Source organism: Streptomyces sp. HUAS 15-9 (assembly GCF_025642155.1).
GTDB lineage: Bacteria > Actinomycetota > Actinomycetes > Streptomycetales > Streptomycetaceae > Streptomyces.
Window position 1 is genome coordinate 3,613,925 of sequence record NZ_CP106798.1, and the last position, 24,373, is coordinate 3,638,297.

Sequence of the window (24,373 nt, forward strand, 5' to 3'; positions counted from 1 at the left end):
TTCTTGCGGCCGGGCTACCGACCGCGCATCACTTCAGGTGGAGCCGCTGGCCCGGGTAGATGAGGTCCGCGTCCTGGACGATGTCCTTGTTCAGCTTGAACAGCTTCTGCCAACCGCCCTTGACCTTGTGCTTCTGGGCGATCGAGCCGAGGGTGTCGCCCTTGACGACCTTGTACTCGCCGTCGCCCTTCTTGACCTTCTTACCGGTCGGGGTGGTGACGGTCTTGGCCGCGGCCGGGCGCTCGGCGGAGCGGGAGGCGGCGGGCTTCTCGGTCGAGCGGGGGGCGGTGCTCGCCGCGGCGCCGCTGTAGGGGGTGCTGGACAGGCCCGTGCCGCAGACCGGCCAGGCGCCCTTGCCCTGGGCGGCGAGGACCTTCTCGGCGATCTCTATCTGCTGCGCCTTGGTGGCCTTGTCGGCGGTGCCGGCGTACTTCGTGCCGCCGTAGGCGGACCACGTCGAGGCGGAGAACTGCAGACCGCCGTAGTAGCCGTTGCCGGTGTTGATGGACCAGTTGCCGCCGGACTCGCACTTGGCGACGGCGTCCCACTCGGAGGCGGTGGCGGCGGAGGCGGTGCCGGAGGCCATCAGCGGGGCGACGACGGCGGCGCCGGCGACACCGGCGAGCGCGATGGCACGGGTGGCCTTGGCCTTCGAGGGACGGCGGTGCTTGCCCTGGGCGGAAAACAGCATGGATGGATCCCCTCACCGACGCCTGCGAGGTGAGCTGTCGGGTTCGGGCCGGTTGAGTTGCCCGGCCACACCTCCACCAGGAGGCGTGGCTCCACCCCTAGCCGCTCCGGCTCAACTGTCCGGCGCGGCACTTACCTTGGGTCCCCCGCTCCTGCCTGCGGCGCATGACGCGACGACTGTTCCCGTACGGCCGCTGGCAGGACTCGGCGTTGCGACAGCCGGGGCTCGTGGTGACGAGCGGACTCGACCGTAGACACGCGATCCGGGGAATTTCAAAGACGATCAGGGCTTCTGAGACTCATCCCACACTTTCACCAAACCGGACATTAGGCGTGAAAGTGGGACGTCAACTCCCGCTACTTTCCGCCGTTTTCGGCAGCGACGTCCAGGGTCTGACCGGGAGTGATGTCGTTCGGGTCGGTACCGATGACGGCCTTGTTCGCGGCATAGAGCGCGCGCCATCCGCCGTCGACGCCAAAGGAGTCGGCGATGGACACGAGGGTGTCGCCGTCGCGGACGGTGTAGGTCTGCGAGGCATGACGGGCCACCGAGGCGGAGTCCTGACCGATTGCTGTGCTTTCGTCCGCACAGCACCCGCGATGACGGCCGCCGCCGATCGCACCGGTGTCGACCAGACTCCAAGACCCCCCGCCCCGCCAAGAGTTGTCCGATTCATCCGATTTAGGGGCTTCTGAGGGTTCACTACCGCCCCCCTGCGAATTTTCCGAGCCTACGGATCCCGACTTGTCCGACTTGGTGGAATCTTCGCCCTTACTGTTGTCATTACTCTTCGCCCCGTTGTCCTCGCTCTTGTCCTCTTCCTTACCTTTGTCCTCGCCCTTCTCCTCATTGCCGCCGTCGACGTTCCCCGAGGAGTCCGACTTCGAGCGCGAACGGGATGAGCCGGACGAATCAGAGGAGTCGGAGGAGTCCGAAGAATCGGAGGAGCCAGGCGAATCGGACGGCGAGACGCCGGTGTCGACGTCGACCGACCCGGAGTTCTCGGTGAGCCCGGAGAGCACCGCACAGGTGGCCCAGGGCTTCGTGCCCTGATCGTCGAGGACCTTCTCCGCGACGGCTATCTGCTGCGAACGGCTCGCCTCGTCCGGGCTGGTGGCGAACTCGAGGCCGCCGTACTTGTCCCAGTCGTCCTGCGACATCTGCAGGCCGCCGTAGTACCCGTTGCCGGAGTCGGCGCTCCAGGAGCCGCCGCTCTCGCACTCGGCCACCTTGTCCCATGTGGTGCCGTCGGCCGCGTTGGCGCTCGCGGCGCCGAGGAGCGGGATGGCGATGGCGGAGCCGGTCACTCCGGCCGCGACGAGGAGGGCCGGAGCCTGACGGGGGCGACGGTGACGACCGTTCCCGGAGAGCATGCGGAAGCCTTTCGTGCGACAGCGATGACCGGCGCGGCACAGAAAGCCGAGGTACCGCGCTGCCTAGAGAACGTATCCACTGACGATCACTTGTCACAAGTTAATGCCGCACAGATCACGTGAATATTACAGAGTTGAGCATTCATCAGCTTTGCGCCGAGGCAGGCCGCACTTCCCTCGCTTACGGGACGGGAGTGAACTCCACGGGCAAAGTGCGCAGTCCGCGCATGATGAGCCCGCCACGCCACCGCAAATCGGATGGATCCACCGCGAGTCGGAGGTCCGGGAGGCGGGTGAGGAGAGTGGCGAGCGCGGTCTGGCCCTCCAGCCGGGCGAGCGGGGCGCCCAGGCAGTAGTGGATGCCGTGGCCGTATCCGAGGTGTTGGTTGTCACGTCGGCCGAGGTCGAGGACGTCCGGGTCGGCGAACCGCTCCGGGTCCCGGTCGGCGGCGGCCAGCACCACCAGGACGGGGTCGCCGGGCGCGATGTCCTGCCCGCCGACGGCGAGCGGCTCGGTGGCAAACCGCCATGTGGCCAGTTCGACCGGGCCGTCGTAGCGCAGCAGTTCCTCGACGCCGGTCTCCAGGAGGTCCCGTTCCCGGCGGGCGAGGGACGCCTGGAGACGGTGCCGCTGCTCGGGATGGGTGAGGAGGGCGTAGGTGCCGTTGCCGATGAGGTTGACGGTCGTCTCGAACCCGGCGAACAGCAGGATGAAGGCCATCGCTGCGGCCTCGTTCTCGGTGAGGTGCTCACCGTGGTCCGAGGCGCGGATCAGCCCGGAGATCAGGTCCTCGCCGGGAGCGGCACCGTCGGGCAGGGCCTCGCGCTTCTTGTGGATGAGCTCGGCGAGATAGCCCCGCATCTTCTTGACCGACCGCGCGACCCCGCCCCGCGGCCCTCCCCCGTGCCGGATCATCATCCCCGCCCAGTCCCGGAAGTCGTCCTGGTCCTCGCCCGGAACGCCGAGCAGGTCGCAGATGGCGTAGATGGGGAGGGGAAAGGCGAACTCGTGGATGAGGTCGGCGGACCCCTCGGCCGCGAACCCGTCGATGAGCCGGTCCGTCAGTTCCTGTACGCGCGAGCCGAATTCGGCGACCCGGCGGGGCGTGAACGCCTTGCTGACCAGCCGGCGCAGCCGGGTGTGGTCCGGCGGGTCGATGTTGAGCAGATGCGTCATCAGCTCCGCCTTGCGCTCACCGGGAATACCGGTCTTGCCCTTGGCGTGCGCGGGCTCGTCGTGATGCGCGGGGTTCTTCGACAGCCGCGGGTCGGCCAGGGCCTGCTTGGCGTCGGCGTACCGGGTGACCAGCCAGGCCTCGACACCGCTCGGGAGTTTCGTCCGGTGCACGGGGGCGTGCTCGCGGAGCCAGGCGTAGGCCGGGTAGGGGTTACTGGCGAACTCCCAGGTGAACAGCTCGGGGGCGGCGGCGGGGGTGGGGTTCGGGGGGTGGGGCTGGTTGGTCACTCCTCGACCGTATCCGGCTTTTCGGCGGATGCCGCGCGGAGGGCGGTGCGGGCACCGGCCGCCGAAGCGGTGGCTCCTCCAACTCCCTTGCCCCGCACGCCCTCTCGCCCAGCGCAAGGCCGCCATGCGCAAGCCCCCATGCCCGTCCCTCAGGCCGTCCCTCAGGCAGCGTCTAGCCCTCCGCGCCCTCCCCGCCCTCCGCTCCGTCCACTCCCTCGGCGGCCCGCACCGCGTCCCGGTACGCCCGTGCCGCTGCCCGCAGTGCCGTCTCCGGGTCCACCCCGTCGGCCTCGGCCCGTATCGCGAGCGCGAGCAGCTCGTACCCGATGCCCTCGCCGTGCGGCAGCGGCACCTCCAGTCCCGCCGTGCGCGCACGGGAGGCGAGCTTCGCCGCGAGGGCGAGACCGGGCTGGCCGAGCGGGATGCCCTCGGTCACGGAGGTGCGCCGCTTCTCCTCGGCCTTGGTGCGCCGCCAGTGCTCCTTGACCTCCTCGGGGGTCTGGGCCGTCTCGTCGCCGAAGACATGCGGGTGGCGGTGGATCAGCTTGGCGACTATGCCGCCGGCCACGTCGTCGACGGAGAACGGTGCCTCGGGGTCCTCTTCGGCGATGCGGGAGTGGAAGACGACCTGGAGCAGGACATCGCCCAGTTCCTCCCTGAGCTCGTCGCGGTCGCCGGCCTCGATCGCCTCGACGAGTTCGTACGCCTCCTCGATGCCGTACTTCGCCAGGCCCTCGTGAGTCTGCCGGGACGACCAGGGGCACTCGAGACGGATGCGGTCCATGACCTGGACGAGGTCGAGGAGGCGGGCGCCCGGCAGGTCGTAGGAGGCGGGGAGCAGCTCCAGCTCCGGCATCCGCACTCGGCCGGAGCCGGCGAGGCGGGCCAGGCCGTCGGTGAGGTCCGGTTCGCCCTCACCGGTCGCCACGACCACCACGGTGTGTCCGCCGGCGCAGGCGTCGACCAGTTCCTGGGCGGTGGGCGACGCCTCCTCCACCCGTATTCCGGCCTCGCGCAGATAGGGCAGCTGTGGGTGCGCCCCGTCCGCGCACAGCACACGGTCGGCGGAGCGCAGCGCCTGCCAGGCGGGCCAGGACAGCAGCCCGGGGGCGACGCGGTGACTGGTGGTGAGCAGGACGACACGGCCGGGGGCCGCGGCCGGGCCCGGTTCCTGGGCGGCTTCGAGGCTGGTGGTGTTCACGCATCGAACGTAACGCACGCCCGCCGACGGCCTCGCGAGTTGTCCACAGGCGGAGGCGGGCGATGCGATCGTATGACCGCGCTTCGGTGACGAGGCCCCGGGGCCTACGCCGACTGCAACGGCGTCCCGCTCGTCGTGACATCCCGTACCCACGGCGTCTTCGCGTCGACGCGGCTGCTCTTCTGCACGTCCCAGGAGCCGTAGCGCGGGTTGAGGTCGATGTTCAGTTCGCCGGACGCGGTGGACAGCGCCTTCCAGAACGCGGGCTCGGAGGTGCTGGTGCCGAGCTTCTGGGCGAGCTTCTGGGCCTCGACCTGGAGGCGCAGGTTGTCGTCGAGCCGCTCGGGCGCGACGCCGTACTTCTGCAGCCAGTCCGTCTCCAGCGCCTTGGCGCCGCCGAACTGCTGCTCCAGGCCGCCCCGCATCCGCTGGATCTCCTTGCGGGTCACCGTGACGCCCTGGTCCTGCGCGGCGCGGTGCAGCACCCGGTCGAGGACCATGTTGTGCAGGATGTCGCGGGTGAGGCTGCTGGTGGAGGCGACGACCTGCTGGTACTGCGCCTCGTCCGGCACCGCGGCCCGCTGAGCCCGGCGCACCTCGTTCACCCGGTCCTCCAGCTGGGCGACGGTGATCCGCCGGCCCCCGACGACGGCCGCCGCGCCTGGATGCGCATCGTTTCCGCAGGCGGCGAGGAGAGGAGCGGCGGCGATCGCGGCGGACAGGACGAGCGCGGTGCGACGGCGGCGGGGCAAGGAGACCTCCTGAGGAGATTGTGCGACGGTGCACAAAGTCTTGCGATGATCGATGGTAGGCAGTGGGCAGGCTCTGGCCAACCCATTCGACCAACGATTCACGCACTCTTCGGGCACCGGCGCCTCGCCGCCGTGGCTCGCAGGTCAGCCGGTGATGGCCACCGGGGCGTCCCACGCGTCGCGGTCCACGGTGATCGTGTAGCCGCCGTGGGTCTCCTTGCTGTTGACCATGTACTGGTGGGCGCGGCTGTGGCCGGTGTACTGGCTCGCGCCGAACGGCCAGTCCGCGGTCGTGGTGTTCTGCCTGTCCCACAGCGCGTACCAGAGGTTGCCCGGCAGATCGGTCCTGTCCGTGGCGTTGGCGACGGCCTTGGCGCTGGAGCTGGTGAAGCCGTAGTAGCCCGCGCGGTACGTCTTCGCGCGCAGTTCCTTGTCGAAGGCGCGCACATAGGTGAGCACGGCGTTGTTGCACGACGTGTTCGTCGTGTCGTACGCCTCCATGTCGAGATAGATGGGGCTGCCGGCCTTCATACCCAGGGCGGAGGACTTGGCCACGGCGTCGTCCGCGTCGGCCTTGCCGAGGGAGGCGGCGGTGGCGGCGGTGAGCTTCTCGGGGTTGGAGCCGCTCTGGCAGGGCGGCTGGGCGCCGACGTAGAGCGGGATGAGCTTCCAGCCGACAGCGCTGACGGACTTGACCCAGGACGCGGTGAGGTTGGGCTGGGCGCAGCCGCGGTTCTTGCCGCCCACGTAGACGGCGGCGGCCCCGTAGAAGCGGTCCGTGTGCCAGGCCTTCATGGCCGCCAGGGAGGGCGCGGCACAGGTGTCGAAGGCACGCCCCGTGTACGTCCGCTGCGCTGGCCAGGTCGTGGCGGCCATCGACGTCTGCGCGGCGATGCCGGCCCCGGCAACGACGGCGGCACCGGCGACCGCCCATGTCAGGTACCTGCGCTTCTTCGACTGCCGATGGCTGGACATACCTGGAACCCCACCCCTGTGTGTGCACTGTGCAGCTAAAACGGACGGCAACCTATCGGGTGCGGCGTGCTCTTTTGGGAAACACCGCCCCCGCAAGATCACAAACTTCCCCCAGGGAACGGTAAAATCCAGCCGCGCACCTATCCGCGCACCTGCCCCAGCCACTGCAGCGTCCGCCGGACCTCCGCGGCCAGCGGGTGTCCGGGGCCATGCAGTCGCTCCACGTCCAGCACCAGCCGCGCGAGCGTGTCGTGGGCGGAGGCCCGGTCGCCGAGGGCCAGCAGCAGAAGGCCGATACGGCGGCGGACGTCATGGGCGAGCTGCGGGTCGCCGGAGACGTACTGGTTCTCGTAGTACGGCAGCAGCGCGCGGTACTCCGCGAGCGCCGCCGCCGGCTCGCCCAGCTGCTCCAGGCACTGGGCGGCGTCGTAGCGGAACCGCAGGGACTGCGGGTCGGCCTGGCCCGCCTCGGAGGCGCGTTCGTCGGCGAGGCGGCGCAGTTCGGGCAGCGCGCGCCGGTACTGGCCGTCGTCCATGAGCGTGGCCGCGTACTGCTTGCGCAGGGTGCGGACGACCGGCGAATGCTCGCCGTGCTGTTCGGCCGCGGTGGGCAGGATCGCGCCGAGGATGTCGACGGCCTGGGTGATGCGGCCCTCGCCGAGCAGGCGCTTGACCTCGTCGACGGCGGCGGCGACATCGGGCTTGTCGGGCACGGGCGCCACCGGGGCGGGCTGCGGCGCGGGGGTGCGCGCGCGGTCCGGCCAGGGGGCGTGCGGGCGTAGGAAGGGGCGGGTGGGGTCCAGGGGTGCCCCGGTGGGTATCCCGCGCGCGGGCAGGAGCAGTGCCAGGTTCTCGTACACCTCCTGCGCGGAGGCGGGGCGGTGCTGCGGGTCCTTGGCGAGCAAACGCAGTACGAGCGCCTCGAGCGTCTCCGGCACCTCGGGGCGGATCCGGCGCACGGGCACCGGCGGCTCGTACAGATGCCGGTGCAGCACCCCGAGCGCCGTCGAGCCGGCGAACGGCACGTCCCCGCTGAGCAACTCGTGCATCAGCACGCCCAGCGCGTACAGGTCGGTGTACGGGCCGACCGCGCCACCCATCGCCTGCTCCGGGGCCATGTAGGCGGGTGAGCCGATGGGCGAGCCGGTGTGGGTCAGACGGGTGGTGTCGGTGTCCATGACGGAGGCGACACCGAGGTCGAGGACGGTGACCGTACCGTCCTGCTTCACCATCACGTTGCGCGGCTTGAGGTCGCGGTGGACGATCGGCACGGCGTGCACGGCGCTCAGTACGGCGCACAGTTGCGCGGCGACCGCGACCGCCCACTGCCAGGGGTACGGATCGTGCTCGGCGAGATGGTCGGAGAGGTCGGCGCCGTCGACGTACTGCATGACGAGGAACAGCTCCTCGCCCTCGCTGCCCGCGTCGTGCACGGTGACCAGACCGGGGTGGTCGACCTGTGCGGTCACCCGGCACTCGCGCACGAACCGGCGGCGCAGTTCGTCGGCCTCCTGCCCCGCCACCTTGTCGGGGCGCAGCAGTTTCACCGCCACGCGCCGGTCGAGCCGCTTGTCGTACGCCGTCCAGACCTGGCCCATGCCGCCCTGCCCGATGAGCGTGGACAGTTCGTAGCGGCCGGCGACGACACGTCCTGTCGCCACGGTCACCGTCCGCCCTCGTAGTTGCCCTCGTGATGCCCGTCGTGCTTGCGCAGGTAGTCACTGAGCTCGTCGAGCTCGGCGCGCACCTGGTCGATGCGGGCGGGCGCCGGACGCTGCGGCGGAGCCGGCACGGGGGGCTGGGGCGGGGGCGTGTGGGTCATCGGGGGCGGGGTGTGCGGGCCGAGCGGGGACCGCGGCGCGGCCGGCGAACTCGGCACGGTCGTCGCGGTGTACGGGGACGCCGGTCCCGCGTACCCGTACGGCATCGCCATCGGCTGCTGCGCGCGATAGGCGTCCCGCAGCCGCTGGAAGTGCCGTATGTCGGCCGCGAGGTAGTACGCCGTCGCCGCGACGAGGGTGCCCAGCAGCAGGGAGATGCCGAAATAGCCGCCGGCGGTGTGGATCTCGTCGCCGGGTTCGCTGCCCAGCAGCACGATGCTGAGGACGTCGGCCGCCAGTACCGCCACGAACAGGCCCCAGTCCAGCGACTTGCGGGTCACGATGGCCAGGCGCAACATCATCGCCCAGGACGCGAAGCCGATACAGGTGAACCCGATCACCACGAACAGCACACGCAGGAAGATCAGCACCGCGGTGTCCGGCGGCCGCTTCAGCGGCTGTGCGTAGCCGTGGCCCTGCATGGTTGCTCCTGTTGCCCGAATTGTGCGCACGTGTCGGTCCGGTGCCGCCCGCTGCGCGGACAACACCGGTCATGCCCTTGTCCCTTCGAGCATATGGCCCGACACGGACAAGCGGCCCGGGTTGTATCGAACCGTTGTCGTGCCGGTCACTTCCCACGACACCGCAGGTACGGACAGGGACACGCGGAGCCGGACGTTCCGGGCGGGAGCGCGGGACACGGCGCCCCCACCGGGTCACTCCGACGACCGCCGGGTCACTCCGGCGCCACCGTGCCGTCCGTCAGGCCGTCGTACATCCCGCGCACGAGCTGCTCCCCGAGTCGGCCCGCGTGCCTGAGCGCCCGCTCGAACTCGTCCAGGGCGCGGAAGCGCGCGCCGTAGCGGCGCTGTTCGTCGAGCGGGAGCCGCGGCAGCTGGAGGCGGCGCACATCGAGGCGTGTGGCGGTGGACGCATAGCTGCTGGCCTGGCGGTTGTTGGCGGTACCGCGCAGGAAGCCGGCGAGGAACCACGGGTCGAGCGCGGTGGGATCGGGGCGCAGGAGCGCGAGGTTGCGCCCCAGGGCGGAGCCCCCCGTCTCCTCGTCGATCACGCGCGCCACCGAGCCGCCGCCGAGCACCGGCACGACGACATCGCCCGGCTCGGTGAGCACGGCCTCCTCGTCGCTCTCGGGGAGCGTCCCAGAGGGCGAGGTTCCGGCGAGGACGTCGTGGTCGGTGAGGACGGGCACGCGCGCGTGGCCGCCGTTGCCGCCGGTACGCATCACCAGGGCGCCCCCGCGCGCGAGTTCACCGATCGTGGTGAGCGTCCAGCGCACGGGCCGCGCGGAGTCGGCGGGCGGCGGGGTGAGGGCGGTGGTCAGGCTCAGGGTCTCGCCGAGCCGCTCGCGCACGGCCGTGAGCTGCTCCGCGCCGTCGGCCGCGGCGGGCGGCGGGAGGTGTCGGGCGGGGGCGAGGTCCACGTCGTCGTCGAGAAGCTCGATCACGGGTACCGAACGGGCCAGCCCCGGACGCTCGTCCAGCCGCCCGGCACGTTCGAAGGCGCGCCAGGCGTCGAGGACGGCGTCCCGCACCGCGCGCCAGTCCGGCCCGCCACGCCCCTCAGTGGCGAACTGCCCGGTGTCGGCGAGCAGCACCTCGGGCTGCGCGGGCGCCTTCTCCGGTCGGCGCAGCACCCAGACGTGCAGCGGGATGTTGTACGGCGGCGCCGCACCCACCGGCAGCGCGACGACGGCCCGCAGCGCACCGCGCCGCAGCAGGTCGGCACGGATACGCCGGCCGGAACGGCGGGAGGCGGCGGCGGGCGGCATGAGCAGCACGGCGGTGCCGCCGTCCTTCAGCCGGGCGAGCGCGTGCTGGACCCAGGCGAGCTCGGACTCGGTGCGCGCCGGGAAGCCGTACTCCCAGCGGGGGTCGTAGGCGAGTTCGTCATGCCCCCAGTTGCGCTCGTTGAACGGCGGGTGGCACAGGACGGCGTCGGCGTGCAGCTCCGGGTACGCGTCACCGCGCAGGGTGTCACCGGCGGCACCGCGCACGGTGGCCCGGGCGTGCAGCGCGAGCCGGAGCGCGGTGAGCGCGGCGAGGTCGGGCGCGCTGTCCTGGGCGTACAGCTCCTGGCCGGGGCGGGCGTCGACGGCACGCAGCAGGGCACCGGTGCCGCAGGCGGGGTCGAGCACGGTGCGGGCGGGGCCGGCGAGGTCGGCCATGAGCCGGGCGAGCTCGGCGGGGGTGAGCGTGTACTGGCGCGGGTTGGCGTCCAAGTGCCGCCCCAGCAGGAACTCGAAAGTCTGCCGAGCCCCCGTCTCGGCCGCCAGCTCGGCGGCGCCGCGCAGGAGGAGGACGGAGGGGAGGAGTTGGGAGGCGGTGGGGGTGTGAACGGCGGGGGTGCCGTTCACGGCGGGTGCGGTGTTAACGGCGGGTGCCGTGTTCACGGCCGTGGCGGTGCTCGCATCGGCCGGGGCCGTGACGGCCGATGGGGCCGTGACGGCCGATGCCGCGTTCACGGCCGGTGCGGTGTTCACGCCGGCCGCGGCTGTGACGGCTGGTGTGGTGTTCACGCCGACCGCGGCTGTGACGGCTGGTGTGGTGTTCACGGCGGGTGGAGTGTTCACACCGGCCGGGGCTGTGGCGGCCGGAGGGGTGTGAACCGCGGCCGAGACGTTGCCCGACGGCGGGGTGTGCACCTGGGCCGGGGCGTTCACGGCGTTCGCATCGTGAGGGGCGTCTGCCGCGGCACGCGTGTTCACAGCTCCCGGAGCGTGAGCAGCCCCCGAGCCGTGAGCCACCCCGGACCTGTTCACACCAGCCGGAGTGTTCACAGCCGCCGCGCCGCCCGCGGCCTGCCAGCTGTGAACACGGCGACCACCCGCCAATCCGAACCGCGGCGCGATCACCTGCTCCAGCGCGGCGGGCAGCATCGCGGCCAGTCGCTCGTCGGATCCGGCGCTGATCTCCAGCCAGTCGGTCGGGCGGTCATGGATGAGCAGCAGGGCGCAGCCCGCGTGCACCAGGGCGGTGACCGGGCCCTCCGGGTGGCCGGCGAGTTGCTGCCAGACGCGTTCGCGCAGGGGGACCTCGGCGAGCTTGCCCTGCTTGCGCAGCCAGGCCTCGACCTCGGCGAGGGCGAAGGACGGGCTGGCCTCGGTGCCGCCGACCGGTTTGGGGAAGTCGGCATGCCGGCGGCGCCAGTTGCTGACGGCGGCGCGGCCGACGCCCGCCAGCCGTGCGATTCCGGCGGCGGTCACTTCTGTCGCGTGGTCCTGCACCCGCCCCGCTCCCCTCGTCCCGTGTGTGACACCGAGCATACCGGCGAACATGTGATCCACCCATTCACGCGCGTGTACGAACCTCCTCGCGTGAACCTTGTTGACTCGGTTCACAGACTCTGCTCTTATTGACCCAGCGAACGAGTGGCCGCCGGAGGGAGGCGGTCACCGTCTCGGGGAGGGGACAGCCATGGGCATGAAGGGCAAGGTCGCGCTGGGCGCCGTCGTGGGGATCGTCGTCATCGGTGCCGTGTCGGCGAACGCCGGCGGCAAGGGCGGCGGCGGATCCGACAGCAGCGACAAGGGCTCTTCGACGTCCGCCGAGCACAACACCGGCGGGAAGAAGGATTCGGGCAGATCGGAGGCGGCCACGAAGAAGTCGGAGGCGGCCACGAAGAAGAAGGCCGCGTTCGACGGGGACGGCGACTTCGAGGTCGGTTCGGACGTCAAGCCCGGCACCTACCGCACCAGCGGCAACACCGACGACATGTGCTACTGGGAGCGCGCCAAGGACGCCTCGGGCGAGATGGACTCGCTGCTGGCCAACGACAACGTCAGCGGAACCAGCTACGTCACCATCAAGCCCACCGACAAGCTGTTCAAGTCCAGCGGCTGCGCGGACTGGGAGGCCGTCGACCCGAAGGCGAAGGGTTCACGCGCCTCGACGATGGACGGCGACGGCGGCATGTTCAAGGTCGGCACCGACATCGCCCCCGGAACGTACAAGTCCTCCGGCAACGCCGACGACTCCTGCTACTGGGAGCGCACCAAGGACGCCGAGCACGGTCTCGACTCGATCATCGCGAACAACAACGTGACCGGCACCGCCGTCGTCACCATCAGCTCCTCCGACGCCTACTTCAAGACCGCCGGGTGCGGCGACTGGAAGAAGAAGGCCTGACCCGGCCGGCCCCCGGCCGCCCGGCCGAGGCCGCGCCATCGGTGCCGTACGCCGTCATTGTCGCCGTACGGCACCGGGGACTCCCCGCTCCACCGGTCGAACCACTCGCCGACACCACACACCAACACCGCTCACCACACTCACCAAGGAACTCCCATGCGTCGCACCGCACTTGCCGCCCTCTGCCTCGCCGCCGCGGCCACCGCGGGGCTCTCCGGCTGTCTGCCGGGGCAGGACAAGGCGGACAGCAAGCCGAAGGGTCCGTTCGCCGGGCTCACCGGCGGTGAGATCGCCGACCGGGCGCTGAAGGCCACCACCGGGGCCTCGTCGCTACGGCTCAAGGGTGATGTCGCCGACGACGAGAGCAACGGCACCATCCAGCTCGACATGGCCCTGAACAAGAAGGGCGAATGCGCCGGCACCATGAGCATGGGCGGTCAGGGCAAGGCCGACCTGATCAAGACCGGGGACACCGTCTACATGAAGTACGACGAGGCGTTCCTGCGCGCCCAGAGCAAGGGCGAGTCCAAGGCCGACACCGACGCGGCCGTGGCGATGCTGGCCGGTAAGTGGACCAAGATGGCCGTGAAGGGCCAGGACGCCAAGGACATCGCGAGCTTCTGCGACCTGGACACCGTGCTCGGCGGCGCCGCGGACGTCAACTCGGACGCCACCCGAGGCAGGACGACCACCGTCGACGGTACGCCGGCGATCGTCCTGCACGAGAAGGACGGCAAGGACCAGTACACGCTGTACGTCGCCACCGAGGGCAAGCCGTATCTGCTGAAGATCGACAGCACGTCCGCCAAGGACCCGGTCCACCTCACCCTCGACGACTACAACCAGCCGGTACCGGCGAAGAAGCCCGCCGGCAAGATCCTCGACCTGGACGCGCTGGGCGGCTGAACCGGCATACGACGCCCCCCCCACTTCGGCCGGCCGGGTGGGAGACTCGGTCGGGACATGACGACCTAAGGAGTTCGCGCGGCATGGCAACGGATGCCCATGAAGAACCGGTTCCGGCACAAGACATACGTGGGCAGCGAGTCCTCGACCTCCTGGACAAGGCAATCGGCGGCCAGAGCCCGCTGGTGCGCAAGAACATCGCCCGGGCCCGCCAGCGGAACCCAGAGGCGACACCGGCACAGGTGATCCGCAATCTGGAGCGGATGTACGTCAGCGCCTTGACCGGGACGGGCGCCGCGGTCGGAGGAACCGCGGCCGCGCCCGGCGTCGGTACGGGGGTGGCACTGGCACTGTCTGCGGGCGCGGCTCTGTCGTCTCTTGAGCTGACCGCCCTCTTCGCGCTCTCGATCGCGGAAATCCACGGAGTGGCCATCGACGAGATCGAGCGCCGCCGAACGATCGTGATGGGAATCATGCTCGGCGGGTCCGGCTCCACCACCATCACCAAGGTCGCCGAGCGGACGGGGCAGCACTGGGGACGTCAGGTCGTCGCCAAGGTACCGGTCGAGACGTTGCGTCAGATCAACAAGATCCTGGGGAAGAACTTCGTCACGAAGTACGGGACGAAGCAGGGAATCATCGTTCTCGGTCGAGTGGCACCGTTCGGTATCGGCGCTGTGATCGGTGGTGGCGCCAACGCCGCCATGGCCACTTTGGCTGTGCGGGCCGGTCGTCGCGCGTTCGGCCCGCCCCCGACGGCATGGCATGACTGACGCGCGGCACACCGTCGACGACCGACAACTCCCGTAGCTGGCCTACGACAAGGCCCAACGGTGCCGCATCCACACGTTGGGCTCGACGTACACGGCGTATCCGCGCTCCGGTTCGCAACGGACCGGGACCAGTGCGCCGGGTACGTCGATGTCGCCCTCGGTGTCGAAGGGCAGCCCGGTCCAACGGCGCCATTCCTCCAGCGAGGCGGCCACCGTCATGGACGCCGGGGCGACGGAGTCGATGGTGGCGCCGGCCCGGGCGTGGACGCGCAGCCACGGGTCGTACGGCAGACCGTCCGGGCGCACCCGGTACGCGTACTCCTCGATGGGAGTGCGGGGCTCGAGGTGCTTGGCGCTGGGGCGGACCGGGGCGACGACCTCGCTGAAGCCGTGCGCGCGGGCGTTGTCGCGCATCGCGGAGAGCATCCGGCCGGACAGACCGGTCCCCTGGACGTGCGGGGCCACGGCGATGGAGATGGCACTGACCGTGTCGGGGCGGGTGCCGCGGCGCAGATCGGCGAAGGCCCAGCCGAGCACCTGGTCCCAGCCGCGGGCGGGCAGGGTGCCGCGGCCCTCGGCACCGAGAGCGAAGGGCACGCTGTAGCCGTGCGCGACGACTTCGCCCCGCTCGTCCTCGGCGAACAGCACATACTCCGGCAGCTCGATCGGAATACGGCCGTAGTAGGCGTTGCCCACCGGGTCGTTGGTGGTGAACTCCAGCCAGGTGTCGGTCATACCGAGAACCTGCTCCAACTTGCCGGGCTGCTCGGCGAGGCTCGTTACCTTCACGTCCATGTGGGCGACGGTATGCGGTGGGCCGACGGCCGGGAAACGGTTTTACGTCCCCCGGGCCCTCTCCCACCCTCCCTCAGTGCGCCCGGAACCGCTCCGGTGCCTTCGTCGGGTTGCCTCCCGAAGGGAGGGTCTGGTCCGGGCAGGTCGTGAGGACCTTCTTCATCGCCGTCTTCTCGGCGGCGGTCACCCACAGGCCGTACTTCTTCTTCACCGCCACCTGGGCGGCGACATAGGCACAGCGGTAGGAGTGGTCGGGCGGAAGCCAGGTGGCCGTGTCGCCGTCGCCCTTGCCGCGGTTGGTGCTCGCGTCGACGGCCAGGAGGTTGAGCGGGTCGTTGGCCAGGGCTATGCGCTTGCTGGGGTCCCAGTACTTGGCGCCCTTCCGCCAGGCGTCCGAGAGGGCGACGACATGGTCGATGTCGACCTGGCTGCGGCCGCGCCGGTAGGTGACGTCCTTGCCGGAGTAGGGGTCGGGGTCCAGCAGGCCGGAGGAGACCTTGCAGGTGCCCCCGGTGAACTTCACGTCCTTCAGGTCGCGTTTGAGGATGTCGTCCCGGGTGTCGCAGGAGTTGGAGTCGGTGTCCGCCCAGGCCGTGCCGAATCTGGCACGGGAGTAACCGGTCTTCGGCGCGCGTCCCTTGACGGTCAGCGAGTCCGCGGCGGCCAGGGCGGCGCCCCCGCCGCCCGAGCGTTCGGGTCCTGAAGACCCCCCGGTCCGCTCTGCCGTGCAGCCGGCCACGGCGAACATCATGACGACAGCGGTGACTGCCCCGCCCCTCAGACGCATCACTGCGCGCCCTCCCCTTGCCTCCCCGGTACCGCCTCCACGCAGGCGGACCGGTCCTGAGCCCACGGTAGCCGTCGGGAGGTTGCGGGGGGATGGGTGGACGGGGACCGAGGGGAGCGGGAGCGGTCACGAACCCAGGATCGATGCCAAGAACTCCCCGACCCAGCCCAGCAACTCCCGTCCGACCAGCGGCTTTCCGCCGACCTTCGCGGTCTTCGGGCGCGGGACCAGCACCTGGTGCACCGCCGGCTTGATGACCGTGCCCGGGTACAGCCGCTTGACCCGCAGCTCCTGCGACTCCCGCAGGTCCACGGGCGCGAACCGGATGTTGGTGCCCTGCAGCACGATCTCGCCGACGCCGCACGCGCGCGCGAGCATGCGCAGGCCCGCCACCAGGAGCAGGTTCTCCACCGGCTCGGGCAACTTGCCGTAGCGGTCGACGAGTTCCTCCCGTACGGCCTTGATGTCCTCCTCGGTGTTGGCCGAGGCGATGGCCCGGTACGCCTGGAGGCGGAGCCGCTCGCCGGGGGCGTAGTCGTGCGGGACGTGCGCGTCGACGGGCAGCTCGATCTTGACCTCGAGCGGCGGCTCCTCCTCGATCTCGCCGGTCTCCAGCTGCCGCCGGTAGTCCGCGACCGCCTCGCCGACCATGCGCACGTACAGGTCGAAGCCGACGCCCGCGATATGTCCGGACTGTTCGCCGCCCAGGAGGTTTCCGGCACCTCGGATCTCCAGGTCCTTCATCGCCACGTACATGCCCGCGCCCATCTCGGTGTGCTGGGCGATGGTCGCGAGCCGCTCGTGGGCGGTCTCGGTCAGGGGCTTCTCCGGCGGGTAGAGGAAGTAGGCGTAGCCGCGTTCGCGGCCCCGGCCGACGCGGCCACGCAGCTGGTGCAGCTGCGAGAGGCCGAAGGTGTCGCCGCGCTCGACGATCAGGGTGTTGGCGTTGGAGATGTCGATACCGGACTCGACGATCGTGGTCGACACCAGGACGTCGGACTTCTTCTCCCAGAAGTCGACGACGACCTGCTCCAGCGTGGACTCCGACATCTGGCCGTGGGCGGTGGCGATGCGCGCCTCGGGGACGATCTCGCGCAGCCGGGCGGCCGCGCGGTCGATCGACTCGACCCGGTTGTGGATGTAGAAGACCTGGCCCTCGCGCAGCAGTTCACGGCGGATGGCCGCGCCGATCTGCTTCTCCTCGTACGGCCCGACGAAGGTCAGGACCGGGTGGCGCTCCTCCGGGGGTGTCGTGATCGTCGACATCTCGCGGATGCCCGTCACCGCCATCTCCAGGGTCCTGGGGATCGGGGTCGCGGACATCGTCAGTACGTCGACGTTCGCGCGCAGCTTCTTCAGCTGCTCCTTGTGCTCGACGCCGAAGCGCTGCTCCTCGTCGACGATGACCAGGCCGAGGTCCTTGAACTTCGTCTCCGAGGAGAACAGGCGGTGGGTGCCGATGACGACGTCCACCGAGCCCTCCCGCAGCCCCTCCAGGACCGCCTTCGCCTCGGTGTCCGTCTGGAAGCGCGACAACGCCCTTACGTTGACCGGGAATTGGGAGTAGCGCTCGCCGAACGTCCCGAAGTGCTGCTGCACCAGCAGAGTGGTGGGGACCAGGACCGCCACCTGCTTGCCGTCCTGCACCGCCTTGAAGGCCGCGCGGACCGCGATCTCCGTCTTGCCGTAGCCGACGTCGCCGCAGATCAGACGGTCCATCGGGACCGACTTCTCCATGTCCTCCTTGACCTCGGCGATCGTCGTCAGCTGGTCGGGCGTCTCCGCGTACGGGAAGGCGTCCTCCAGCTCGCGCTGCCAAGGGGTGTCCGGACCGAAGGTGTGGCCGGGCGCCGCCATGCGAGCGCTGTACAGCCTGATGAGGTCGGCCGCGATCTCCTTGACGGCCTTCTTCGCGCGTGCCTTCGTCTTCGTCCAGTCGGCGCCGCCCAGGCGGTGCAGGGTGGGTGCCTCGCCGCCTACGTACTTGGTGATCTGTTCCAGCTGGTCGGTGGGGATGTAGAGGCGGTCGCCGGGCTGGCCGCGCTTGGCGGGGGCGTACTCGACGACGAGGTACTCGCGGGTGGCGCCCTGGACGGTGCGCTGCACCATCTCGATGTAGCGGCCGACGCCGTGCTGCTCGTGGACGATGTAGTCGCCCGCCTCCAGGGTGAGCGGGTCGATGGTCTTGCGGCGGCGGGCCGGCATCCGGGCGCCGTCCTTGCCGGCCGCCTTCTGGCCGGAGAGGTCGGTCTCGGTCAGGACGGCCAGCTTGAGCGCCGGGTCGACGAAGCCGTAGTCGATCGAGCCGCAGGAGACGTGGACGACCGAGGGGGTGAGCTCGGCGAGGTCCGCGTCGAGGCGGGCGGCGATGCCCTCGCCGCCGAGCACCTCGACCGTACGGGCCGCGGGGCCGTGGCCCTCGGTCACGAAGACCGTGTGCCAGCCGTCGGCGAGCCAGCCCTTGGTGTCGGCGAGGGCGCGCGCGGTGTCGCCGCGGTAGGTCTCTGGCGCGTGCATACCGAGCTTGAGGGTGTCAGCGTCCAGTTCCTCGTCGGCGGCGAACGGCGACACCGACCACCACATCATGTCGAGCTCGCGCGCGCGGTCGCGGACGTCGGCGATGGACCACAGGGAGGCCGCGCCGACGTCGATGGGCGCCTCGCCGCCGCCAGCGGTGGCCGCCCAGGAGGCCTGCAGGAACTCCTGGCTCGTGGCGACCAGATCCGCGGCACGCGTGCGTACCCGCTCCGGGTCGCACACGACGGCCATCGCGCCCTCGGGCAGTACGTCGAGGAGCAGCTCCATGTCGTCGACCAGGACCGGGGCCAGCGACTCCATGCCCTCGACCGCGATGCCCTCGGCGATCCTGCCGAGCAGTTCGCCCAGCTCGGGGTGCTGTTCGGCGAGGGCACGCGCGCGTGCACGGACGTCCTCCGTCAGCAGGAGCTCACGGCAGGGCGGCGCCCACAGACCGTGCTCGGCGACCTCCAGGGAGCGCTGGTCGGCGACCTTGAAGTAGCGGATCTCCTCGACGTCGTCGCCCCAGAACTCGATGCGCAGGGGGTGCTCCTCGGTGGGCGGGAACACGTCGAGGATGCCGCCGCGTACGGCGAACTCGCCGCGCTTCTCGACCAGCTCGACACGGGAGTACGCGGCGGCCGCGAGGGCTTCGACGATCTCGTTCAGGTCGGCGGTCTGCCCGGTCTTCAGGGCCACCGGTTCCAGGTCGCCGAGGCCCTTGACCTGCGGCTGGAGCACGGATCGTACGGGCGCCACGACGACGGAGACCGGGCCGGTCTCGGGGTCGTCGGGCCTGGGGTGGGCGAGGCGGCGCAGTACGGCGAGGCGGCGGCCGACGGTGTCGCTGCGGGGGCTGAGCCGCTCGTGCGGAAGGGTCTCCCAGGAGGGGTACTCGACGACGCCCTCGGCGGGCAGCAGTGAGCGCAGGGCGGCGGCCAGGTCCTCGGCCTCACGTCCCGTCGCCGTCACGGCCAGCACCGTGCGGGCGGCCTCGCGGGCCAGGGCGGCGATGGCGAAGGGGCGGGCTGCCGGGGGGCCGACCAGGTCGACGTGCGTCCGGTTGCCGTCCTCGGCCGCCTTGATCGCTTCCGCGAGGGCGGCGTCCTTGACGACGGCGTCGAGCAGACCGTGCAGGCTCATGAGGGCTTCCATCCCAGGGAGGGGCAACGCAAACAGCCCGACACGTCGCACGGGCCGGGGTTGCCAGCCTACGACGCCGCGGGCGCCGGTGGCGCGCCCGGACCTCTCAGCCCGCCCGACGGGTGCCCCCAGACGGTGTCACCGCTGCCGGTGAAGGTGACGGTCACGCCGCGGCCCGGTTCGACCGTGACGAGCAGGGGCGAGCCGAAGGCCCGCGCGATCCGTTCCAGCAAGGGAAATGTCGGCATGCATTTTCCGTGCTCCAGCCGGGAAATCGCCCCCTGGGTCAGACCGGAGAGTTCCGCGAGCCGGGTCTGTGTCATTCCGGTTCTTCCGCGCCATTCACGCACGGCTCGCCCCAGGGTTTCTTCCAGTCTTTCGTCAGGAATTCTCCTGCGCTCGGCGCAGTCCAAAGCCATCCCCCGTTGATGACGCACCTTCACTCCCGGATCGCTCGAGACCGACGAACCTCGGAACATACGAATATACGTACGCCCGGAGAGTAGCCGAAGTGCGACTTCGACCAACGCCCACTTGAGCAAGATCTGAGCTTTCCCTCACCCCTGTCGACCGACGCCCCGGGCCAGCCCGCCCCGATGTATAGCGAGACTGGTATAAAGACGCCCGGCCGACACGTATGGGCAGCTCAGACAACCCGGAGCGATATATTCCGAATTTCTCGACGGGCCGATCGACAGGAAGTCAATTGCTCCCGTGGCGCGGACATGCCATCGTTGCCGCCACCTCGATCGGAAAGGGAAAGCAGCCTTGACCAAGTTGCGTGCCACACTGACCGGAATCGCCCTTTCGGGCACCCTCCTCGCCACTGGCGCAGCGCCCGCTCTGGCGGATTCGGCAGCGTCGACCGGAAATTCCACTCACGCGGTAACCGCCGCCGTGTCCAAAGCGCAGAAGCTCGCCAAGCTGAAGAACCTCACCCTGGCCGATCAAGGCTCGTTCGGGAGGTGGTACGTGGCGATGAACGACCACAAACAGCACAAGCAGTCGATCGACAAGTACAAGTTCAACTGGAACACCGATTACTGCACCCACGCTCCGGACACGATGGCCGGCGGCTACGACTTCCACATGGCCTGCTGGCGCCACGACTTCGGCTACCGCAACTACAAGTCGCTCATCGGCAACTACTGGTTCAAGAAGGACCACCACAAGAAGCGCGTGGACGCGGCGCTCCTCGACGACATGTACACCGCCTGCAACTACCGTCCCTGGATCGACCCCTACACGCCCGAGATGCGCGCGAAGCTGAAGCAGGCCTGCCGCAAGCAGGCGAGGGTGTACTACGGCGCGGTCAGCGCCGCCGGCTGATCCACCGGGATCCACCGCCGTCGGCCGTGACCGGTGGCGAGCACATGGACGGCGGGGCACGGAGTCGATCTCCGTGCCCCGCCGTTCCCCCGTTCCCCCGTTCCCCCGTTCCCCCGTTCCCCTGTGTCCCCGCCGTGGTCGCCTAGTCCGTCGCGATGGCGTTCAGCACGTTCATCCGCGCCGCCCGGAACGCCGGCACCAGGGCCGCGAGCAGGCCCACGAAGGCCGAGCCGATGAAGACCCCGGTGATCGTCGGCCAGGGGATCTCCAGGGCCTTCATGCCCTCCAGAGCGAGGAGCTTCTGCGCGGTCGCGCCCCAGCCCATGCCCAGGCCGAGCCCCAGCAGCGCACCGAACACGGCGATGACCACCGACTCCAGCCTGATCATGCGGCGCATCTGGCGCCGGGAGAGGCCGAGGGCCCGCATGAGGCCGATCTCCCGGGTCCGCTCCACCACCGACAGTGCCAGGGTGTTCACCACGCCCAGGACCGCGACCACGATCGCGAGAGCGAGCAGGCCGTACACCAGGTTGAGCAGCTGCCCGATCTGCTTGCGCAGGTCCTTCTTGTAGTCGGACCGGTCCATGACCGTCACCGACGGGTCCGCGGCCACCGCCTTCTTGAGCGCGGCGTAGACCTGATGCTCGTCACCGCTGTGCCCGGCGAGCACCCCGATGTCCAACGGCATCCGGTCCGCGGGCATGTACCTGGCGACCGTGGTGACGGCGGTGTACATCTTCCCCTTGTCGATCGAGGTGTCGTCCGAGGTCACGGCGGCGACCCGGAGCCGGGCCGTGCGTCCCCCGTCGAAGGCGACCTTCAGGGTGTCGCCGACCTTGACGCCGTTCTCGTGGGCGAAGTCCGAGCCGACGGACATCGCGTCGCGCCCGTAGACGGCGGACAGGTGGCCCGAGAGGGTCGTGCGGCGCACGTCCTGCGGATAGGCGGGGTCGGTCGCGAACAGTTTCTGCCGGTGAGCGGTGCCATTCGGCAGGGTCAGCTCGGCGGGCACCTCCTTGAGGCGGGAGACTTGGGCGAGGCCGGGAGTGTCCCGGACGGCCTTCACCGCGGCCGGCGTGAGGGGCTTGCTGCCGCCGCTCGCCTCGATGATGAAGTCGGCGCCGACCGACTTGTCCAACTCGTCGCTGGCCGAGGCCACCATCGAGGAGCCCACGACCGACAGGCAGGCCACCAGGGCCAGGCCGATCATCAGCGCCGCGCCGGTGGCGCCGGTGCGGCGCGGGTTGCGCAGCGCGTTGCGCTCGGCCATCCGGCCGACCGGACCGAAGATCCGCAGCATGACCGCGCCGAGGACGCGTACCAGGCCGGCGGCGAGCAGGGGGCCGATTGCGACAAACCCGATCAGGGTCAGCACCACGCCCAGGCCCAGCCACGCCGAGCCGTCCTTGGCCTGGTCGGCGGTGGCGGCCACGTGCAGGCTCCAGCCGCCGGCACCGGTCAGCACCAGGCCGATCAGGGCCCGTACGACACCTGCCCTGGCGTCGGCCGGGGCGCCCGCCTCGCGCAGCGCCGCCATCGGGGAGATCTTGCCGGCGCGCCGGGCCGGCAGATAGGCCGCCAGGACGGTGACGACCACGCCGAGGAGCAGGCCGAGGGCCGGAGTGGTCCAGGCGACGGTCAGATCGTCGGTGGACAGATGCATGCCCATGGTGCCCATGAGCTTCATCAGGCCGACCGCGATGCCGACCCCCGCGCCGACACCGAGGGCGGACCCGATGGCGCCGAGCAGCAGGGCCTCGACGAGCACGGAACGGTTGACCTGCTTGCGGGAGGAGCCGATGGCGCGCATCAGGCCGATCTCGCGGGTGCGCTGGGCGACCAGCATCGAGAAGGTGTTGACGATCAGGAAGATGCCGACGAGGAAGGCGATTCCGGCGAAGCCGAGCATCGCGTACTTCATGACGTCCAGGAACGACTTGACGTCCTTCTGGTTGGCGGCGGCGACCTCCTTGGCGGTCTGCACCTTGTAGCGGTGACCGAGTTCGGCGCTGACGTTCTTCTTCAGCTGCGCGTCGGTGACGCCCTTGGCGGCGGTGACGTTGACGTTGGTGTACACGCCGGTGCGACCGACCAGGTTCTGCTGGGCGGTCTTCGTGTCCAGGTAGAAGATCGCCGCGCCGGGGTTGGTGACGGTGAAGGTGGCGATGCCGGACACGCGCGCGTGGTGCGTGCCGATCACGGTGATCACGCCGATCTCGTCGCCGAGCTTGAGGTGGTGCTTGTCGGCGGTGTCCGCGTCGACCATGACCTGGGCGGGGCCCTTGGGCGCCGCACCCTTGGTGATCTTCATGGTGCGGGCGTCGTTGGTGTTCCAGCTGCCGACGATGGTCGGCGCGCCGCTCTTGGGCGAGAGCTTGTCCAGGTCGTGGTCGACGACGGTCACCGAGGTCGAGAACACCGTGCCCTCGGCCTTCGTGACGCCCTGGGCTCTGCGGACCTCGCCGAGCACGGAGGCAGGCATGACCGGCGGCCTGCCGGTTCGGGAGGTGGTCTCGCCCGTGTCGGACGCGTCCTTGGCGGTGACCGTGACGTCCGAGGCCGTCGCCTGGAACAGCTTGTCGAACGTCGTGTTCATGGTGTCGGTGAACACCAGCGTGCCGCACACGAACGCCACCGACAGCAGCACCGCGATCGCCGACAGCGCCATGCGTCCCTTGTGCGCGAAGAAGTTGCGCATCGAGGTCTTCAGGACGGTCATGACGTACGGCCCCGGGCGTCGAAGTCCTTCATGCGGTCCAGGACCTGGTCGGCCGTCGGCTGGTACATCTCGTCGACGATCCGGCCGTCGGCGAGGTAGAGCACCCGGTCCGCGTAGGAGGCAGCCACCGGGTCGTGGGTGACCATCACGATGGTCTGGCCCAGCTCGTCCACCGAGCGGCGCAGGAAGCCCAGCACCTCGGCGCCCGCGCGCGAGTCGAGGTTTCCGGTCGGCTCGTCACCGAAGATGATCTCCGGGCGGGCGGCCAGGGCGCGGGCCACGGCGACGCGCTGCTGCTGGCCGCCGGAGAGCTGGGTCGGCCGGTGCTTGAGCCGTCCGGCCAGGCCCACGGTCTCCACGACCCGGTCCAGCCAGGCCTTGTCCGGCTTGCGGCCGGCTATGTCCATGGGCAGGGTGATGTTCTCCAGCGCGTTCAGCGTCGGCAGCAGGTTGAACGCCTGGAAGATGAACCCGATCCGGTCCCGGCGCAGCTGCGTGAGCTTCTTGTCCTTCAGGCCGGTGATCTCGGTCTCGTCCAGATAGATCTGGCCGCTCGTCACGGTGTCGAGTCCGGCGAGGCAGTGCATCAGGGTGGACTTGCCGGACCCCGAGGGGCCCATGATCGCGGTGAACTGGCCGCGGGCGATGTCCACGTCGACGTGGTCGAGCGCGACGACACGGGTCTCCCCCGACCCGTACGCCTTGACGACCTGCCGGGCCCGCGCGGCAACGGCCGTAGGCCCTCCAGTGCCCCCGTGCCTGGGAATGGTCACAGCCGATGTCACGGTAAGTCTCCTATGTCGGTGAGCGGATGGGCGGCGCGAGGTGCGCCGCCGGTCGTTCGCGGTGATGCGTCGAGGCGGTACGTGGATGAGTCTCGTGGCCGGCTGGGGTGCGGCGCGCTGGTGCGAAGCCCCGTCTTGTGCGGGGGAAAACCCCACCCCTGGCGGTTCGGACAACCGCCCCCCGGCGGCGTAAAGCC

General features: G+C 70.3%; 19 protein-coding genes and 1 riboswitch. Of the genes, 4 read left to right on the top strand and 15 right to left on the bottom strand.

The annotated features are described in order from the left end of the window. Positions 1–28: 28 nt before the first annotated feature. From N8I87_RS16500 to N8I87_RS16540, 9 genes are all read right to left on the bottom strand, one after another. Positions 29–691, bottom strand: coding sequence for a LysM peptidoglycan-binding domain-containing protein (locus N8I87_RS16500; protein ID WP_263209569.1), 663 nt, complete (start codon positions 689–691; stop codon positions 29–31). 4 nt (positions 692–695) lie between these two features. Then, positions 696–864, bottom strand: a riboswitch (cyclic di-AMP (ydaO/yuaA leader). Positions 865–1,047: 183 nt separating this feature from the next. Further along, positions 1,048–2,064 (bottom strand): LysM peptidoglycan-binding domain-containing protein, encoded by a 1,017-nt coding sequence (locus tag N8I87_RS16505; protein ID WP_263209571.1) that lies wholly within the window; start codon positions 2,062–2,064, stop codon positions 1,048–1,050. A 181-nt stretch (positions 2,065–2,245) separates the two neighbouring features. Then, on the bottom strand, positions 2,246–3,529 hold the full coding sequence (locus tag N8I87_RS16510; RefSeq protein ID WP_263209573.1) for a cytochrome P450 family protein: 1,284 nt from the start codon (positions 3,527–3,529) through the stop codon (positions 2,246–2,248). Positions 3,530–3,701: 172 nt separating this feature from the next. Further along, complete coding sequence (locus tag N8I87_RS16515) at positions 3,702–4,730, bottom strand: nucleoside triphosphate pyrophosphohydrolase (protein ID WP_263209574.1); 1,029 nt, start codon at positions 4,728–4,730, stop codon at positions 3,702–3,704. A gap of 104 nt (positions 4,731–4,834) precedes the next feature. Further along, positions 4,835–5,482 carry a SurA N-terminal domain-containing protein gene (locus N8I87_RS16520; RefSeq protein ID WP_263209575.1) on the bottom strand — a complete coding sequence of 216 codons (648 nt, stop codon included), beginning with the start codon at positions 5,480–5,482 and terminating at the stop codon, positions 4,835–4,837. Positions 5,483–5,626: 144 nt separating this feature from the next. Further along, positions 5,627–6,457, bottom strand: a complete 831-nt coding sequence (locus N8I87_RS16525; RefSeq protein WP_263209577.1) for a glycoside hydrolase domain-containing protein — start codon at positions 6,455–6,457, stop codon at positions 5,627–5,629. 140 nt (positions 6,458–6,597) lie between these two features. Further along, positions 6,598–8,082 (bottom strand): serine/threonine-protein kinase, encoded by a 1,485-nt coding sequence (locus N8I87_RS16530; RefSeq protein ID WP_263216506.1) that lies wholly within the window; start codon positions 8,080–8,082, stop codon positions 6,598–6,600. Between the two features lie 38 nt (positions 8,083–8,120). Next, a complete protein-coding gene (locus N8I87_RS16535; RefSeq protein ID WP_263209579.1) occupies positions 8,121–8,759 on the bottom strand; it encodes a hypothetical protein in 639 nt (212 codons plus the stop codon). A 254-nt stretch (positions 8,760–9,013) separates the two neighbouring features. Beyond that, complete coding sequence (locus N8I87_RS16540; RefSeq protein WP_411577236.1) at positions 9,014–11,560, bottom strand: N-6 DNA methylase; 2,547 nt, start codon at positions 11,558–11,560, stop codon at positions 9,014–9,016. A 151-nt stretch (positions 11,561–11,711) separates the two neighbouring features. On the opposite strand from N8I87_RS16540, the gene N8I87_RS16545 reads away from it, so the two are divergent. From N8I87_RS16545 to N8I87_RS16555, 3 genes are all read left to right on the top strand, one after another. Continuing rightward, the gene (locus tag N8I87_RS16545; protein WP_263209583.1) at positions 11,712–12,422 is read left to right on the top strand and encodes an Rv1352/Rv1906c domain-containing protein; all 711 of its coding nucleotides are present in this window, start codon (positions 11,712–11,714) and stop codon (positions 12,420–12,422) included. Positions 12,423–12,578: 156 nt separating this feature from the next. After that, entirely contained in the window at positions 12,579–13,328 is a 750-nt protein-coding gene (locus tag N8I87_RS16550; RefSeq protein WP_263209585.1) for a hypothetical protein, read from the top strand. Between the two features lie 83 nt (positions 13,329–13,411). Continuing rightward, positions 13,412–14,101 (top strand): hypothetical protein, encoded by a 690-nt coding sequence (locus tag N8I87_RS16555; protein ID WP_263209586.1) that lies wholly within the window; start codon positions 13,412–13,414, stop codon positions 14,099–14,101. 42 nt (positions 14,102–14,143) lie between these two features. Here N8I87_RS16555 and N8I87_RS16560 read toward each other — a convergent pair whose 3' ends face one another. The 4 genes from N8I87_RS16560 to N8I87_RS16575 form a co-directional block, all read right to left on the bottom strand. Next, positions 14,144–14,896, bottom strand: coding sequence for a GNAT family N-acetyltransferase (locus N8I87_RS16560; RefSeq protein WP_263209588.1), 753 nt, complete (start codon positions 14,894–14,896; stop codon positions 14,144–14,146). A gap of 73 nt (positions 14,897–14,969) precedes the next feature. After that, positions 14,970–15,683 carry an HNH endonuclease family protein gene (locus N8I87_RS16565; RefSeq protein ID WP_411577377.1) on the bottom strand — a complete coding sequence of 238 codons (714 nt, stop codon included), beginning with the start codon at positions 15,681–15,683 and terminating at the stop codon, positions 14,970–14,972. A 126-nt stretch (positions 15,684–15,809) separates the two neighbouring features. Then, positions 15,810–19,343: a transcription-repair coupling factor gene (gene mfd / locus N8I87_RS16570; protein ID WP_263209592.1), complete on the bottom strand. Its 3,534-nt coding sequence runs from the start codon at positions 19,341–19,343 to the stop codon at positions 15,810–15,812. Positions 19,344–19,411: 68 nt separating this feature from the next. After that, positions 19,412–19,822: a helix-turn-helix domain-containing protein gene (locus tag N8I87_RS16575; RefSeq protein ID WP_317633469.1), complete on the bottom strand. Its 411-nt coding sequence runs from the start codon at positions 19,820–19,822 to the stop codon at positions 19,412–19,414. 418 nt (positions 19,823–20,240) lie between these two features. Between N8I87_RS16575 and N8I87_RS16580 the strand changes: the two genes are divergently transcribed. Further along, positions 20,241–20,672 (top strand): phospholipase, encoded by a 432-nt coding sequence (locus N8I87_RS16580; protein WP_263209594.1) that lies wholly within the window; start codon positions 20,241–20,243, stop codon positions 20,670–20,672. A gap of 142 nt (positions 20,673–20,814) precedes the next feature. Here N8I87_RS16580 and N8I87_RS16585 read toward each other — a convergent pair whose 3' ends face one another. Beyond that, positions 20,815–23,391 carry an ABC transporter permease gene (locus tag N8I87_RS16585; RefSeq protein WP_263209596.1) on the bottom strand — a complete coding sequence of 859 codons (2,577 nt, stop codon included), beginning with the start codon at positions 23,389–23,391 and terminating at the stop codon, positions 20,815–20,817. After that, positions 23,388–24,176 carry an ABC transporter ATP-binding protein gene (locus tag N8I87_RS16590; RefSeq protein WP_263209598.1) on the bottom strand — a complete coding sequence of 263 codons (789 nt, stop codon included), beginning with the start codon at positions 24,174–24,176 and terminating at the stop codon, positions 23,388–23,390. Before N8I87_RS16590 ends, N8I87_RS16585 begins: the two co-directional genes overlap by 4 nt. Positions 24,177–24,373 lie beyond the last annotated feature (197 nt).